The sequence below is a fragment of the Agrobacterium sp. CNPSo 3708 genome, assembly GCF_028674915.1.
Lineage (GTDB): Bacteria > Pseudomonadota > Alphaproteobacteria > Rhizobiales > Rhizobiaceae > Agrobacterium > Agrobacterium cavarae.
This window is the reverse complement of record NZ_JAQZSF010000007.1, coordinates 88210-103354: the sequence shown is the minus strand read 5'-3', so window position 1 is coordinate 103354 and position 15145 is coordinate 88210. Positions and strand designations below refer to the sequence as shown.

At 59.7% G+C, this 15145-nt stretch carries 12 protein-coding genes; 11 read left to right on the top strand and 1 reads right to left on the bottom strand.

Annotation, left to right across the window (positions count from 1 at the left end; all coding sequences use genetic code 11):
* The first annotated feature begins 20 nt into the window (after window positions 1-20).
* From zapE to PVA19_RS15965, 11 genes are all read left to right on the top strand, one after another.
* A complete protein-coding gene (gene zapE / locus PVA19_RS16015) occupies window positions 21-1184 on the top strand; it encodes a cell division protein ZapE (RefSeq protein WP_274103399.1) in 1164 nt (387 codons plus the stop codon).
* 178 nt (window positions 1185-1362) lie between these two features.
* On the top strand, window positions 1363-2325 hold the full coding sequence (gene mdh, locus PVA19_RS16010; protein WP_062424888.1) for a malate dehydrogenase: 963 nt from the start codon (window positions 1363-1365) through the stop codon (window positions 2323-2325).
* Window positions 2326-2357: 32 nt separating this feature from the next.
* Window positions 2358-3551 (top strand): ADP-forming succinate--CoA ligase subunit beta, encoded by a 1194-nt coding sequence (gene sucC / locus PVA19_RS16005; protein ID WP_062424887.1) that lies wholly within the window; start codon window positions 2358-2360, stop codon window positions 3549-3551.
* A 19-nt stretch (window positions 3552-3570) separates the two neighbouring features.
* Entirely contained in the window at window positions 3571-4473 is a 903-nt protein-coding gene (gene sucD / locus PVA19_RS16000) for a succinate--CoA ligase subunit alpha (protein ID WP_062424886.1), read from the top strand.
* A gap of 255 nt (window positions 4474-4728) precedes the next feature.
* Entirely contained in the window at window positions 4729-7725 is a 2997-nt protein-coding gene (locus PVA19_RS15995; protein ID WP_274103397.1) for a 2-oxoglutarate dehydrogenase E1 component, read from the top strand.
* 55 nt (window positions 7726-7780) lie between these two features.
* Window positions 7781-9031, top strand: coding sequence for a 2-oxoglutarate dehydrogenase complex dihydrolipoyllysine-residue succinyltransferase (gene odhB, locus PVA19_RS15990; protein ID WP_274103396.1), 1251 nt, complete (start codon window positions 7781-7783; stop codon window positions 9029-9031).
* Between the two features lie 69 nt (window positions 9032-9100).
* Window positions 9101-9514, top strand: coding sequence for an MAPEG family protein (locus PVA19_RS15985; RefSeq protein WP_274103394.1), 414 nt, complete (start codon window positions 9101-9103; stop codon window positions 9512-9514).
* A gap of 13 nt (window positions 9515-9527) precedes the next feature.
* Complete coding sequence (locus PVA19_RS15980; protein ID WP_062424883.1) at window positions 9528-10166, top strand: LysE family translocator; 639 nt, start codon at window positions 9528-9530, stop codon at window positions 10164-10166.
* A gap of 32 nt (window positions 10167-10198) precedes the next feature.
* Window positions 10199-10951: an SDR family oxidoreductase gene (locus tag PVA19_RS15975; RefSeq protein WP_274103392.1), complete on the top strand. Its 753-nt coding sequence runs from the start codon at window positions 10199-10201 to the stop codon at window positions 10949-10951.
* Window positions 10952-10975: 24 nt separating this feature from the next.
* Window positions 10976-12382 carry a dihydrolipoyl dehydrogenase gene (lpdA, locus tag PVA19_RS15970; RefSeq protein ID WP_274103391.1) on the top strand — a complete coding sequence of 469 codons (1407 nt, stop codon included), beginning with the start codon at window positions 10976-10978 and terminating at the stop codon, window positions 12380-12382.
* Between the two features lie 130 nt (window positions 12383-12512).
* The gene (locus PVA19_RS15965; protein WP_112954608.1) at window positions 12513-13007 is read left to right on the top strand and encodes a cytochrome b; all 495 of its coding nucleotides are present in this window, start codon (window positions 12513-12515) and stop codon (window positions 13005-13007) included.
* A gap of 72 nt (window positions 13008-13079) precedes the next feature.
* Here the strand turns inward: PVA19_RS15965 and PVA19_RS15960 are convergent, their stop codons facing one another.
* Window positions 13080-15077: a BCCT family transporter gene (locus PVA19_RS15960; RefSeq protein WP_274103389.1), complete on the bottom strand. Its 1998-nt coding sequence runs from the start codon at window positions 15075-15077 to the stop codon at window positions 13080-13082.
* Between the last annotated feature and the right edge of the window lie 68 nt (window positions 15078-15145).

Genomic DNA, 15145 nt, shown 5'->3' with positions numbered 1-15145 from the left:
CGCGCGCGGGGTCTTTCTCCATGCAGCGAGTGCCGGACTACAACCATAGTGTCGTTGAGCAACTCAACGCATTGACGGCGTCCGGCGAGTTGAAGGCCGATGCCGCCCAACTCGGCGTTGCGGCCCATCTCGACAGAATCCTCTCCGACCTGAAGCTGCGCAAGCCCGCGAAGAAGAAGAGCGCGCTTGGCTGGATGTTTGCCCGCAAGGCCGCCGCCTCGCCGTCCGTCAAGGGGCTCTATGTCCACGGCAGCGTCGGGCGCGGCAAGACGATGCTGATGGACATGTTCTTTCAGATGGCGCCGGTGGAGAAGAAGCGCCGCTGCCATTTCCATGAATTCATGGCCGATGTGCATAATCGCGTCCACGCCCACCGGCAGAAGCTGAAGAACGGCGAGACCAAACAGGCCGATCCCATTCCGCCGGTCGCCGCGCAATTGCTTGCCGAAGCCGAACTGCTCTGCTTCGACGAATTCACCGTCACGGATATCGCCGACGCGATGATCCTTGCGCGGCTCTTCACCGAACTCTTCGCCAACGGCTGTACGCTGGTCACCACCTCCAATGTCGTGCCGGACAATCTCTACAAGGACGGCCTCAATCGCGGTCTCTTCCTGCCCTTCATCGATCTCCTCAAGCAGAATGTCGACGTCGTTTCGCTCGATAGCCCGATCGATTACCGCATGGAGAAGGTCAAAAGCCTGCCCGTCTATGTGACGCCGCTCGATGGCGCTGCCGATCAGGCGATGGACATGGCCTGGCATCATCTGACTGCGGGCCAAGTCGTTGCGCCAGTGGAGATCGAGATGAAGGGTCGTTCGGTTCTGGTGCCGCGCGCGGCGGGACGGGTGGCGCGCTTCACCTTCCGCGATCTTTGCGAGAAGCCGCTCGGCGCGTCCGACTTTCTGGCCATTGCCGATCGGTTCGATACCGTCTTTATCGATCATATTCCGCTGCTGAGCGCGGACCGCCGCAATGAGACCAAGCGTTTCATCATCCTGATCGACGCGCTTTACGATCACACCGTTCGGCTGTTTGCCTCTGCCGCTGCCATGCCGGAGGACCTTTTAGGCACCAGAAAGGGCACGGAAGGTTTCGAGTTCGATCGCACGGCATCGCGTCTGTTTGAGATGCGCAGCGCCGACTATCTCGCACTGCACAACGAAAAGTGTAATGCAGCGTGACGCTTTAATGACATAATATATTACGTTTACGTAAGAATTTTATCATCTAAACGATTGAAAAACCTTGCTCTGAAAGAATTGGTTGCCATTTTTGGCCAATGCGTCTAAGCCGAGTGCGACAATTTCAGCCGCAGTCCGTCTGCGGAAAATTGAGTTGAAGCTTAAGAGGAAGCATTCGATGTCTCGCAAAAAGATTGCACTTATTGGTTCTGGCATGATCGGCGGCACGCTGGCGCATCTCGCCAGCCTGAAGGAATTGGGCGATATCGTCCTCTTCGATATTGCTGACGGTATTCCGCAGGGCAAGGGTCTGGATATTGCCCAGTCCGGCCCGGTCGAAGGCTTCAACGCAAAGCTCACCGGCGCGTCCGACTACGCTGCCATCGAAGGTGCAGACGTCTGCATCGTCACCGCAGGCGTTGCCCGCAAGCCCGGCATGAGCCGCGACGATCTTCTCGGCATCAACCTCAAGGTTATGGAACAGGTTGGCGCGGGCATCAAGAAGTATGCCCCCAATGCTTTCGTGATCTGCATCACTAACCCGCTCGACGCCATGGTCTGGGCTCTGCAGAAGTTCTCCGGCCTGCCGAAGAACAAGGTCGTCGGCATGGCCGGCGTTCTCGACAGCGCCCGTTTCCGCCTCTTCCTCTCCGAAGAGTTCAACGTTTCGGTTGAAGACGTCACCGCCTTCGTTCTCGGCGGCCACGGCGACACGATGGTGCCGCTTGCCCGTTACTCCACCGTTGCCGGCATTCCGCTGACCGACCTCGTCAAGCTTGGCTGGGTTTCTGCAGAACGCCTCGAGCAGATCATTCAGCGCACCCGTGACGGCGGCGCCGAAATCGTTGGCCTCTTGAAGACCGGTTCTGCCTACTACGCACCTGCCGCTTCCGCCATCGAGATGGCCGAATCCTACCTCAAGGACAAGAAGCGCGTTCTGCCTGCTGCCGCCTATCTGTCCGGCCAGTACGGCGTCAACGACATGTATGTCGGCGTGCCGACGGTGATTGGTGCGGGCGGTATCGAGCGCATCATCGAGATCGAACTCAACAAGGACGAGGAAGCAGCCTTCCAGAAGTCCGTCGGTGCCGTTGCCGGTCTTTGCGAAGCCTGCGTCAACATCGCTCCGTCGCTGAAGTAATTGCCTCTCAGGCTGTAAACAGGGAATAACCCATGAATATTCATGAATATCAGGCCAAGGCTCTTCTGAAGGGCTATGGTGCGCCGGTTGCCGAAGGGGTTGCCATCCTCAAGGTCGAAGAAGCCGAAGCTGCCGCCAAGCAGCTTCCCGGCCCGCTCTACGTGGTCAAGAGCCAGATCCACGCTGGTGGCCGCGGCAAGGGCAAGTTCAAGGAACTCGGTCCCGATGCCAAGGGCGGCGTTCGCCTGGCAAAGTCCATCGAGGAAGTCGTTTCCCACGCCAAGGACATGCTCGGCAACACGCTGGTCACCGCCCAGACGGGCGACGCTGGCAAGCAGGTCAACCGTCTCTACATCGAAGACGGCGCAGACATCGCTCGCGAACTCTATTGCTCGCTGCTCGTTGATCGCTCCGTCGGCAAGGTTGCCTTCGTCGTTTCGACCGAAGGCGGCATGGACATCGAAGCTGTCGCGCATGACACGCCTGAGAAGATCCACACGATTGCCATCGATCCGGAAGCCGGCGTGACGGCTGAAGACGTTGCCAAGATTTCCAGCGCGCTCGAGCTCGACGGCGTTGCTGCCGAAGACGCCAAGTCGCTCTTCCCGGTCCTCTACAAGGCCTTCGTCGACAAGGACATGGCGCTGCTTGAGATCAACCCGCTGATCGTCATGGAAAATGGCCATCTGCGCGTTCTCGACGCCAAGGTTTCCTTCGACGGCAACGCGCTGTTCCGCCATGACGACATCAAGGCGCTGCGCGACGAGACCGAAGAAGACGCCAAGGAAATCGAAGCCTCCAAGTGGGACCTCGCTTACGTGGCGCTCGACGGCAACATCGGCTGCATGGTCAATGGCGCCGGTCTTGCCATGGCGACGATGGACATCATCAAGCTTTACGGCAAAGAGCCTGCAAACTTCTGCGACGTCGGCGGTGGCGCTGGCAAGGAGAAGGTCGCTGCAGCCTTCAAGATCATCACCGCAGACCCGAAGGTCGAGGGCATCCTCGTCAACATCTTCGGCGGCATCATGAAGTGCGACGTCATCGCTGAAGGCGTTATCGCCGCCGTGAAGGAAGTCGGTCTGAAGGTTCCGCTCGTCGTGCGCCTGGAAGGCACGAATGTCGAACTTGGCAAGAAGATCCTGAACGAATCCGGCCTCGCCATCACGGCTGCCGACGATCTGGACGATGCTGCCAAGAAGATCGTCGCCGCGGTCAACGGCTAATTTTTAAGGATCCTGATTAATGTCCATTCTCGTCAATAAAGACACAAAGATCCTCGTGCAGGGCCTAACCGGCAAGACCGGTACGTTCCACACCGAACAGGCTCTCGCCTATTACGGCACGCAGATGGTCGGCGGTATCCACCCCTCCAAGGGCGGCACCAACTGGACCGGCTCCAAGGGCGAAACCCTGCCGATCTTCGCAACCGTTGCCGAAGCCAAGGAAAAGACCGGTGCAGACGCGTCCGTGATCTACGTTCCGCCGGCAGGCGCTGCCGACGCGATCATCGAAGCGATCGACGCCGAGATCCCGTTCATCACCTGCATCACCGAAGGTATTCCGGTTGCAGACATGGTTCGCGTCAAGGCTCGCCTCGACCGTTCTAGCTCGCGCCTGCTCGGCCCGAACTGCCCAGGTATCCTGACGCCGGAAGAATGCAAGATCGGCATCATGCCGGGCTCGATCTTCCGCAAGGGTTCGGTCGGTATCGTCTCGCGCTCCGGCACGCTGACCTATGAAGCGGTGTTCCAGACATCCAACGAAGGCCTCGGCCAGACGACGGCTGTCGGTATCGGCGGCGACCCGGTCAAGGGCACCGAATTCATCGACGTGCTGGAAATGTTCCTCGCAGACGAAGCCACGACCTCGATCATCATGATCGGCGAAATCGGCGGCTCGGCTGAAGAAGATGCAGCCCAGTTCCTGATCGACGAAGCCAAGAAGGGCCGCAAGAAGCCGATGGCTGGCTTCATTGCCGGTCGTACCGCGCCAAAGGGCCGTACCATGGGCCACGCCGGTGCTGTCGTTTCCGGCGGCAAGGGCGACGCAGAATCGAAGATCGCTGCCATGGAAGCAGCGGGCATCAAGGTTTCGCCCTCTCCGGCACGCCTTGGCAAGACGCTGGTCGAAGTCCTCAAGGGCTGAGACTGACACAATCTGGCAGCGGGCAGGGGCTGGAAACGGCGGCCTGCCCGAAGCCGCATGAAGACGGACGCAAGAGCCTGATCACCATGGTTCGACCGGTTTTCGCGTCCGGTATGCAAGACCAAAGACTTTCGAGCATTTCGGCATTTCCTCTGAGACATGCGGCGATGCTCAAGCGGCAAGAATGCAAGCGACCGGTCGCGAATGGCCATCAACGGGATTGAGGAGGCGGACCATCACGTCCGCGAAAAAACAATGGCAAGGCAAGAAGCCAACGAGCAGTTTCAGATCACGTCGTTTCTCGACGGCGCGAATGCGGCCTATATCGAGCAGCTCTATGCCCGGTACGAAGAGGACCCTTCCTCGGTATCGCCTGAGTGGCAGAGTTTCTTCAAGGGTCTGTCCGACAATCCTGACGATGTGAAGAAGGCCGCCAAGGGCGCCTCCTGGAAGCGCGCCAACTGGCCGATCCCGGCTGGCGGCGATCTGATTTCCGCACTCGACGGCAACTGGGCGACGGTCGAAAAGGCCATCGAAAAGAAGGTTCAGGCCAAGGCCGAAGCCAAGGGCGCCGAAACCGGCAAGCCCGTCAGCGAAGCCGAAGTGCTGCAGGCGACCCGTGATAGCGTTCGCGCCATCATGATGATCCGCGCCTACCGCATGCGCGGCCACCTGCATGCCAAGCTCGATCCGCTCGGCATTGCCAGCGCTGTCGAGGATTACAACGAGTTGTCGCCGAAGTCCTACGGCTTCGAAGAGAGCGATTACGACCGCAAGATTTTCATCGATAACGTGCTCGGCCTCGAATACGCGACCGTTCGCGAAATGATCGATATTCTGGAGCGCACCTACTGCTCCACCATGGGCGTCGAGTTCATGCACATGTCCAACCCGGATGAGAAGGGCTGGATCCAGGAACGTATCGAAGGTGCCGACAAGGGCGTTGCCTTCACCGCCGAAGGCAAGAAGGCGATCCTGTCGAAGCTCGTCGAAGCCGAAGGCTACGAACAGTTCCTCGACGTGCGTTTCAAGGGCACCAAGCGTTTCGGTCTGGATGGCGGTGAATCGCTGATCCCGGCGCTGGAACAGATCATCAAGCGCGGCGGCCAGGACGGTCTGGAAGAAGTCGTTCTCGGCATGGCTCACCGTGGCCGTCTGAACGTTCTGACCAACGTCATGGGCAAGCCGCATCGCGCCGTGTTCCACGAGTTCAAGGGCGGCTCCTTCAAGCCTGACGACGTGGAAGGTTCGGGTGACGTGAAGTACCACCTCGGTGCCTCGTCCGACCGCGAGTTCGACGGCAACAAGGTTCACCTGTCGCTGACAGCAAACCCGTCGCACCTTGAAATCGTCAACCCGGTCGTCATGGGCAAGGCCCGCGCCAAGCAGGACCAGCTTGCCAAGATCTGGGATGGCGACACCATTCCGCTGTCCGAGCGCGCCAAGGTTCTGCCGCTGCTGCTGCATGGTGATGCCGCCTTTGCAGGCCAGGGCGTCGTTGCCGAAATTCTCGGACTGTCCGGTCTTCGCGGTCACCGCGTTGCCGGTACCATGCACTTCATCATCAACAACCAGATCGGCTTTACGACGAACCCGGCCTTCTCGCGCTCGTCGCCCTATCCGTCCGACGTTGCCAAGATGATCGAAGCGCCGATCTTCCACGTCAATGGCGACGATCCGGAAGCGGTGGTCTATGCGGCCAAGATCGCGACCGAATATCGCATGAAGTTCCACAAGCCTGTCGTCATCGACATGTTCTGCTACCGCCGCTTCGGCCATAACGAAGGCGATGAGCCAGCGTTCACGCAGCCGAAGATGGACAAGGTCATTCGTGGCCACAAGACCGTTGCCCGCATCTATGCCGACCGCCTCATCGCCGAAGGGCTGATGAACGAAGGCGAATTCGAAAAGATGAAGGCAGACTGGCGCGGCCATCTGGAGCAGGAATTCGAAGCCGGCCAGAGCTACAAGCCGAACAAGGCCGACTGGCTGGACGGTCAGTGGTCGGGTCTGCGCGCTGCCGACAATGCCGATGAGCAGCGTCGTGGCAAGACCGGCGTGCCGATGAAGCAGCTGAAGGAAATCGGCAAGAAGCTGTCGACCATTCCGGAAGGCTTCACCGCGCACCGCACGATCCAGCGCTTCATGGAAAACCGCGCGCAGATGGTCGAGACCGGCGAAGGGATCGATTGGGCGATGGCCGAAGCCTTTGCCTTCGGTTCGCTTGCCGTCGATGGCCACAAGATCCGGCTTTCCGGTCAGGATTGCGAACGCGGCACCTTCTCGCAGCGTCACTCGGTTCTCTACGATCAGGAAACCGAAGAGCGTTACATTCCGCTGGCGAACCTGTCGCCGACCCAGGCTCGTTACGAAGTCATCAACTCGATGCTGTCGGAAGAAGCCGTTCTCGGTTTCGAATATGGTTACTCGCTGGCCCGTCCGAATGCGCTGACCCTCTGGGAAGCCCAGTTCGGCGACTTCGCCAACGGTGCGCAGGTGGTGTTCGACCAGTTCATTTCGTCTGGTGAACGCAAGTGGCTTCGCATGTCCGGCCTCGTCTGCCTTCTGCCGCATGGCTATGAAGGTCAGGGTCCGGAGCACTCTTCCGCCCGTCTGGAGCGTTTCCTCCAGCTTTGCGCCGAAGACAACATGCAGGTTGCCAACTGCACCACGCCTGCCAACTACTTCCACATTCTGCGCCGTCAGGTGAAGCGCGACTTCCGCAAGCCGCTGATCATGATGACGCCGAAGTCCCTACTGCGCCACAAGCGTGCGACCTCGTCTCTGACGGAAATGGCGGGCGAATCCTCCTTCCACCGTCTGCTGTGGGACGATGCGGAAGTCATCAAGGACGGTCCGATCAAGCTGCAGAAGGATTCCAAGATCCGTCGCGTCGTGCTCTGCACCGGCAAGGTCTATTACGACCTTCTGGAAGAGCGTGAGAAGCGCGGTGTGGACGATGTCTACCTGCTGCGTATCGAACAGCTCTATCCGTTCCCGGCCAAGGCGCTCATCAACGAGCTGTCCCGCTTCCGCAATGCGGAGATGGTCTGGTGCCAGGAAGAGCCGAAGAACATGGGCGCGTGGTCCTTCATCGACCCGTATCTCGAATGGGTTCTGGCGCATATCGACGCCAAGTACCAGAAGGTCCGTTACACGGGCCGTCCGGCTGCCGCCTCTCCGGCGACCGGCCTGATGTCCAAGCATCTGGCGCAGCTTGCTGCGTTCCTCGAAGACGCATTGGGAGAGTAACCGCTCTCCCGCTTCGACCCTCGCAACAAAGACACCTGAATAACGGAACGATAACATGGCCACTGAAATCCGCGTACCAACACTGGGTGAGTCCGTCAGCGAAGCAACTGTCGGCACCTGGTTCAAGAAAGTCGGCGACACCATCAAGGCTGACGAGCCGCTGGTCGAACTGGAAACCGACAAGGTTACCGTCGAAGTCCCAGCCCCTGCTTCCGGCGTTCTGACTGAAATCGTCGCCCAGAATGGTGAAACCGTCGGCCTCGACGCACTCCTCGGCCAGATCGCCGAAGGTGCTGCTGGTGCCGCAACCTCTGCACCGGCTCCGGCTGCTGCCGCTCCTGCTCCTGCTGCCGCTACGGCTCCTGCCGCAGCGCCTGCTGCTTCAGCACCGGCGCCTGCTGCATCCGGCTCGGTTCCGCCAGCGCCTGCTGCCGGCAAGCTCCTGTCCGAAAACAATCTGTCTGCCGATCATGTCGATGGTTCGGGCAAGCGCGGCCAGGTTCTGAAGGGTGACGTTCTGGCGGCTGTCGCCAAGGGCGTTTCCGCTCCGGCCGCTGCTCCGGCACCGGTCGCTGCACCGCGTCCGGTCTCTGCCGAGCAGGATGCCGTTCGCGAAGAGCGCGTGAAGATGACGCGCCTGCGCCAGACGATCGCCCGTCGCCTCAAGGACGCGCAGAACACCGCTGCCATGCTGACCACCTATAACGAGGTGGACATGAAGGCGGTCATGGATCTGCGCAACCGCTACAAGGACGTGTTCGAGAAGAAGCATGGCGTGAAGCTTGGCTTCATGGGCTTCTTCACCAAGGCCGTGACCCACGCGCTGAAGGAACTGCCTGCGGTCAACGCTGAGATCGACGGCAACGACATCATCTACAAGAATTATTGTCACGTCGGCATGGCTGTCGGCACGGACAAGGGTCTTGTCGTTCCGGTCATCCGCGATGCAGATCAGCTCTCCATCGCCGGCGTCGAAAAGGAACTCGGTCGTCTTGCCAAGGCAGCCCGCGATGGCTCGCTCGGCATGGCCGACATGCAGGGCGGTACCTTCACCATCACCAATGGTGGCGTCTATGGCTCGCTGATGTCCTCGCCGATCCTCAACGCACCGCAGTCCGGTATTCTCGGCATGCACAAGATCCAGGAGCGTCCGGTCGCCATCGGCGGTCAGGTCGTCATCCGTCCGATGATGTATCTGGCGCTCTCCTACGATCACCGCATCGTTGACGGCAAGGAAGCCGTGACCTTCCTCGTTCGCGTCAAGGAAAGCCTGGAAGATCCGGAACGTCTGGTTCTCGATCTCTAATCGACTTGCTTTTCGTTTCAGCGGGGTTTCAAGTGAAATCCCGCTGAATTCTCGTCAGGAGCGCCCTTCTTGGAACCGACATTTCTCGCCGCGTCGCCCTTTCTGCCGCTCATTGGCTTGAGCGTTCTGATTCTCGTGGTGCATGTGACGCTGCAGGCGCTGATCGCGACCAAGGAGCTTGGGCGCGAGTGGAATGCCAGTGCTCGCGACGATGATCGCAAGCCTACGGGCAAGCTTGCAGGCCGCGCCGAACGGGCTTCGGCCAATTTCCGCGAGACCTATCCGGCTTTCATCGCTTTGGCCTTCGGCGTGATCATGGCGGGCGATCCGTCCGGCATTGCACTGATCGGTGCCTGGATCTGGCTGGTGTGCCGCATCATCTACATTCCGCTTTATCTGATGGGCATCCCTTACGTGCGGTCGCTCGTCTGGGTAGGATCAATGAGCGGCTTGCTGCTGATGTTCTTCGTGTTGATGTTCTGAGGGCGGATAAATCATGCACCAGTATGTCATTGAACTTGCATCCCTGATGGCAATCTTTGCCTTCGCCATCGTCTCTCCCGGTGCGGACCTGGCCATGGTGATGCGCCAAGCCATGGTGCATGGACGTCGCGAAGCCATCATCACCAGCTTCGGCATCGGCACGTCCTTGATGTTCCACGTCACCTACACGATCCTCGGTCTTGGCCTGATCATCTCGCAGTCGATCTACCTCTTCAATATCGTCAAGTGGCTCGGCGTCGCCTACCTGATCTATATCGGCATCAAGGCCCTGCGCGCCGGCAAGATGGAGCTTCCAGAGGTTTCGGACAATGCGGTGGCGCATAAGCGCCAATCCGGCCTTAAATCCTTCACGCTCGGCTTTGCCGCCAATGCCTTGAACCCGAAGCCGGTCTTCTTCTTCCTGTCGATCTTCTCGACGGTGGTTCATGCCCACACGCCGGTCATGATCAAGTTCGGCTACGGCATCGTCATGGCAAGCTGCCTAATTGCATGGTTCGTCGGCGTCAGCCTGTTCATGACGACGCCGCGCATGCGTGCGGCCTTTGCGCGCGCCAGCCAGTGGATCGACCGCACCAGCGGCGTGGTCTTCATTGCGCTTGGCATCAAGCTCGCAACCGAAAAAGCAGCCTGACATGCAGTTGCGACACGGCAGGGTAGGCGCTGATGACTGAAGGTCCGGTTCTTCTCGTGACGGGTGGCAGCCGTGGTATTGGTGCGGCCACCGCGCGTCTTGCTGCCAAACGCGGCTGGCGTGTGCTCGTCAATTACGCCACCAACGAAGCGGCGGCACAAAGCGTGGCCGATGATATTGCCCGCGATGGCGGCACTGCCCATATCGTGCAGGGCGACACGGGAACGGAAGACGGCATCGCCTCGATCTTTGCCGCACTGGATAGCCGTTTCGGTTGCATCGACGGGCTGGTCAACAATGCCGGCGTGGTCGATCAGACGGCCCGCGTCGAGGAATTTTCGCGCGAGCGGCTCGACCGGATGTTTGCGATCAACGTTATCGGCAAGATCCGCTGCGCGTCCGAGGCGGTCAAGCGCATGTCCACCAAGCATGGTGGGCGGGGCGGATCGATCGTCAATATTTCATCGATGGCAGCGGTGCTGGGAAGTGGCGGCCAATATGTGGACTATGCCGCGTCCAAGGGTGCTGTGGACACGTTCACCATCGGCCTTTCGCGGGAAGTCGCAACTGAGGGCATTCGCGTCAACGCGATCCGTCCCGGCATCATCGATACCGACATCCATGCATCGGGTGGGCTGCCGAACCGCGCCACGGATCTGGCGCCCATCGTGCCCATGCAAAGACCCGGTACTGCTCAGGAGATCGCAGACGCGGTCCTCTACCTCCTTTCGCCCGAGGCGTCCTATGTGACGGGCGCTCTATTAAATGTGAGCGGCGGCAGATAGCTGCCCAACAATGAAGGAAATCAAATGGCTTATGATGTAGTTGTTATCGGTACCGGCCCCGGCGGTTATGTTTGCGCCGTCAAGGCTGCACAGCTCGGTCTCAAGGTCGCTGTGGTCGAGAAGCGCGCCACCTATGGCGGCACCTGCCTGAACGTTGGCTGCATTCCTTCCAAGGCTCTGCTGCATGCGTCTGAGATGTTCGCTCATGTTGCCCATGGCATAGACAGCCTCGGCATCGAAGTGGCGGCACCGACGCTCAACCTCAACAAGATGATGGGGCACAAGGACGGCGTGGTGAAGGCCAATGTCGATGGCGTGGCCTTCCTGTTCAAGAAGAACAAGATCGATGCCTTCCAGGGCACCGGCAAGGTCGTGTCCGCCGGTAAGGTCTCCGTCACCGCTGAAGATGGCTCCGTGCAGGAACTCGAAACCAAGAACATCGTGATTGCCACCGGTTCGGATGTCGCCGGCATTCCAGGCGTTCAGGTCGATCTCGACGAGCAGGTCATCGTCTCCTCGACCGGCGCAATCGCGCTTCCAAAGGTTCCGGAAAAGCTCATCGTCGTCGGCGGCGGTGTCATCGGTCTCGAACTCGGTTCCGTCTGGCAGCGCCTCGGCGCCAAGGTCACCGTCGTCGAATATCTCGACAACATTCTCGGCAGCATGGATGGCGAACTGTCCAAGCAGGCGCAGCGCCTGTTTGCCAAGCAGGGCATCGACTTCAAGCTCGGCGCCAAGGTGACGGCGGTCGAAAAGACCGGCACTGGCGCCAAGGTCACGTTCGAGCCGGTCAAGGGCGGCGCAGCCGAAACGCTGGAAGCCGATGTTGTTCTGATCTCCACCGGCCGCAAGCCTTACACCGACGGTCTCGGTCTTGCTGAGTCTGGCGTCGCGCTCGACAGCCGCGGCCGCGTCGAAATCGACGGTCACTACAAGACCAATGTTGCCGGCATCTATGCCATCGGCGACGTGGTCAAGGGCCCGATGCTGGCGCACAAGGCAGAAGATGAAGGCGTGGCGCTTGCCGAAATTCTCGCCGGTCAGCACGGTCACGTCAATTACGACGTCATTCCGGGCGTGGTCTACACCCAGCCGGAAGTCGCCTCCGTCGGCAAGACCGAAGAGGAACTGAAGGCCGCGGGCATTGCCTACAAGGTCGGCAAGTTCCCCTTCACCGCCAATGGCCGCGCGCGCGCCATGCAGGTGACGGACGGCTTCGTCAAGATCCTCGCCGACAAGGAAACCGACCGCGTTCTCGGTGGCCACATTCTCGGCTTCGGCGCTGGCGAACTGATTCAGGAAATCTCCGTGCTGATGGAATTCAGCGGCTCGTCGGAAGATCTGGGTCGTACCTGCCACGCTCACCCGACCATGTCGGAAGCGGTGAAGGAAGCGGCACTCGCAACCTTCTTCAAGCCGATCCACATGTAATCGCCGGACTCGGTCCCTCGGTTTTTTCAGGGGCCGAACATTACATTTTTGTAAGCTCAAAAGCCGCATCTTGTCCTTCTTGATGCGGCTTTTATTGTGAGCTCCATAAACCTCACAATGGAGCAACCTCATGGGTTCAACGACGGTCACCGGCTACAGCATACCGCAGAAGGCGCTCCATTGGACGATGGCGCTGCTGATCCTCTTCAACCTGATTTTTTCCGATGGCATGGAGCATTGGAACCGGCTGATGCGCCGTGGTGAGCCGATCACGCCGGATGATATTTCGTCGGCCAATATCCATGCCTATGTCGGCATCGCCGTTCTGGTTCTCTGTCTTGTGAGGCTCTGTCTTCGGCTGGTGCAGGGCGTGCCGGAGGCACCTGCGGACGAGCCGCCGATCGCCAAGCTTGTGGCCAAGGTCACGCACTGGGCCTTTTACGCGATCTTCATCCTCATGCCGATGAGCGGCATCGGCAAATATTACTTCGGCAATGATATTGCGGGTGAGCTGCATGGCGGGCCGATCAAGCTCCTGCTTTGGGCGCTTATCGTGCTCCACATTCTTGGCGTGCTGGTCCATCAGTTCTTCTGGCGCACCAACCTGTTGCGGCGCATGGCTTGAGGACTTCTCAACTATAAAGGGGCAAGCCGCTCGGCGTCGGCTTGCCCCTCTTAGAACGTCGATCAGATCGCGCTACGCCCTGATGGCGTGAAGATACTGGAAGTGCCGTTCATATTGCTCGAGCACATCCTGAATGAGTTCGTCCTTCGAGAACTCCATGACGTCATAATTCTGGCCGCCATCGAGAAGGTAGATCTCCGCCCGGTAGTAATAATCGGCGCGTTTGCGGTTGCTCTGGCTTTCGAAGAAGCTGTAGCCCGGGGTTTCGTAGCGGCGCATGCGCACACCATAGACGAATTCTTCCGGCTGGCCCGGCGCGACCGTCAGCTTCAGCTTGCCGGGTTCTTCCGCAAGCGTGGTGACCAGCGAGCGCTTTTCAAGTTCCGTTGCGACGGCGCGCAGTGCATCGGTGGCCGTCTCACGCATGAAGCGCTCTCCCTCGGCCTTCGAGGGATGGTGGAGAATACCCTGCAACTGGCGCTGCCAGGAGATGGCGTTGCGTGGTCTTAAGTTCTGGATAAGGGCATCCTGGCGCACACCCTCGCGCCGCAAGCCTTTCCACAGACCCCAGCACATCAAGAGCATCACGAAGGTGAAGGGAAGCGCACCAGCAATCGAGGCGGTTTGCAGGGCATCGAGGCCGCCTGCGTAAAGAAGGATCGCGCCAATGATGCCCGACGTGATCGCCCAGAAGACGCGACGCGCCACCGGTCCATCTTCGCGTCCACCCGATGTAAGCGTATCGATGACGAGGGCAGAGGAATCTGCGCCGGTGACGAAGAAGAAGACGATCAGCGCCATGGCGAACCAGGACACATAGAGACCCAAGGGGAACTGCTCGAGGAACACGAAGAGCGCCAGTGTCACGTCCTTCGAAACGGCGTCCGACACAGCCGTCGTGGCGCCTGTCAGGTGAAACGCGATCGCGGTATCGCCAAAGACCGTCATCCAGGCGAAACTGAAGCCTGCCGGCACCAGCAGAACGCCGGCGATGAATTCGCGGATGGTGCGGCCGCGCGAAATGCGGGCAATGAACATGCCGACGAAGGGCGACCAGGCGATCCACCAGCCCCAATAGAACAGCGTCCAGCTTCCCAGCCATTTGCTCGGACCTTCGTCCGGCGAATAGGCATACATGTAGAAGGTGCGCATGACGAAATGATCGAGATAGGCGCCGAGGTTCTGGACGAAGGCGCGCATCAGGAAGGTCGTCGGCCCCATGACGAAGACGAAGAGCATCAGCGCCACGGCCATCAGCATGTTGAGGTTCGACAGGAACTTGATGCCCTTGTCGAGACCGGTCGCCACCGAAATGGTCGCCATGGCGGTGATGATGGCGATGAGCGGCAGTTGAACCCAGAAGTTGATCGGCCAGCCGAGAACATGGTTGAAACCGGCATTGACCTGCAACACGCCGAGCCCAAGCGATGTCGCGACACCGAAAAGCGTGCCGATGACAGCAAAGACATCGACGGCATTGCCGATCGGGCCATAGATGCGGTCACCGATCAGCGGGTAGAGAGCGGACCGCATGGTAAGCGGCAGGCCGTGGCGGAAGGAGAAGTAAGCCAGCGACAGGCCGATCACCGCATAAACGGCCCAGGCATGCAGACCCCAATGGAAATAGCTGATTTCCATGGCGGTTCTCGCCGCCTCGATCGTTGCGGGATCCCCGGTTGGCGGTGCGGTAAAGTGCTTGATGGGTTCGGCGACACCGAAGAAGACGAGCCCGATGCCCATGCCCGCGGCAAAGAGCATGGAGAACCATGCGCCATAGCTGAAATCCGGGTCCGCATGGTTCGGGCCAAGCTTGATGCGGCCATAGCTTGAGCAGCCGAGATAGAGCATGAAGATCAGAAAGATTGCCACTGACAGCAGGTAGATCCAGCCGAGTTCGGTGACGATCCAGGACTGCACTCCGCTGAAGACGCTGGCGGAACCTTGCGGCCAGATGACGCCGGCCAGAACGAAGATGGCGGTCAGACCGACCGACCAGAAAAATACGGGTTTGTTGACACCTTCCATCAACCCCACAGGCTTTGTGTCTTCTGAAGCTTGTTCTTCGCCCATGTGTTTTCCCTCTCAATCTACAACTTGAATATGTGCCTGTCAGGCAGGCGCGGATGCCCCACGCGAAC

What these genes read in the sequence shown, in the direction of transcription:
- zapE (WP_274103399.1), top strand. Translation starts at nt 21, where the DNA reads ATGCAGCGAGTGCCGGACTACAACCATAGTGTCGTTGAGCAACTCAAC.
- lpdA (WP_274103391.1), top strand. Translation starts at nt 10,976, where the DNA reads ATGGCTTATGATGTAGTTGTTATCGGTACCGGCCCCGGCGGTTATGTT.
- PVA19_RS15980 (WP_062424883.1), top strand. Translation starts at nt 9,528, where the DNA reads ATGCACCAGTATGTCATTGAACTTGCATCCCTGATGGCAATCTTTGCC.
- PVA19_RS15975 (WP_274103392.1), top strand. Translation starts at nt 10,199, where the DNA reads ATGACTGAAGGTCCGGTTCTTCTCGTGACGGGTGGCAGCCGTGGTATT.
- sucC (WP_062424887.1), top strand. Translation starts at nt 2,358, where the DNA reads ATGAATATTCATGAATATCAGGCCAAGGCTCTTCTGAAGGGCTATGGT.
- PVA19_RS15960 (WP_274103389.1), bottom strand. Translation starts at nt 15,077, where the DNA reads ATGGGCGAAGAACAAGCTTCAGAAGACACAAAGCCTGTGGGGTTGATG.
- PVA19_RS15995 (WP_274103397.1), top strand. Translation starts at nt 4,729, where the DNA reads ATGGCAAGGCAAGAAGCCAACGAGCAGTTTCAGATCACGTCGTTTCTC.
- PVA19_RS15965 (WP_112954608.1), top strand. Translation starts at nt 12,513, where the DNA reads ATGGGTTCAACGACGGTCACCGGCTACAGCATACCGCAGAAGGCGCTC.
- mdh (WP_062424888.1), top strand. Translation starts at nt 1,363, where the DNA reads ATGTCTCGCAAAAAGATTGCACTTATTGGTTCTGGCATGATCGGCGGC.
- sucD (WP_062424886.1), top strand. Translation starts at nt 3,571, where the DNA reads ATGTCCATTCTCGTCAATAAAGACACAAAGATCCTCGTGCAGGGCCTA.
- odhB (WP_274103396.1), top strand. Translation starts at nt 7,781, where the DNA reads ATGGCCACTGAAATCCGCGTACCAACACTGGGTGAGTCCGTCAGCGAA.